This window comes from Microbispora bryophytorum, assembly GCF_006874465.1.
Lineage (GTDB): Bacteria > Actinomycetota > Actinomycetes > Streptosporangiales > Streptosporangiaceae > Microbispora > Microbispora bryophytorum.
Window position 1 is genome coordinate 1 of the sequence record NZ_VIRL01000089.1, and the last position, 526, is coordinate 526.

General features: G+C 58.4%; 1 rRNA gene. It reads right to left on the reverse strand.

The features are described 5' to 3' along the window. Positions 1 to 461: 461 nt before the first annotated feature. A 16S ribosomal RNA gene (locus FLX07_RS35965) occupies positions 462 to 526 on the reverse strand; the annotation flags it as partial.

Genomic DNA, 526 nt, shown 5'->3' on the forward strand with positions numbered 1-526 from the left:
GCTCCTGATGCCAAGGCATCCACCGTGTGCCCTAAATAACTTGGCCACAAAGATGCTCGCGTCCACTATGCAATTCACAAACAACAACCAGACAACCAGCCCACCCCACCACCAAACACCCGAACCCACGAGAAATAACCCGCAAGCCCCGGCCGGTATGACAGGAGACCAGCCCTGGAGAAAACAAACCACCCAACACCACGAAGGCGCTGAGTATCCGGTCCGTTTCCTCAGGACCCAACAGTGTGCCCAACCAGCCGCAACCCCCGAAACCCGCTTTCCCACTCCACCCGAAGGCGGCGGTACTCACCAATCCGGCAACCACGACCAGCTGAATAACCAGTGCTCCACTAATGAGCACGCCACGCACCAGACACTCGCTGATGACCGCGACGATGAACCAACCCCACACCCACCACCAAACAGTGGTGAGCCAACAGGGCCGGCCGAATGCTCCTTAGAAAGGAGGTGATCCAGCCGCACCTTCCGGTACGGCTACCTTGTTACGACTTCGTCCCAATCGCCA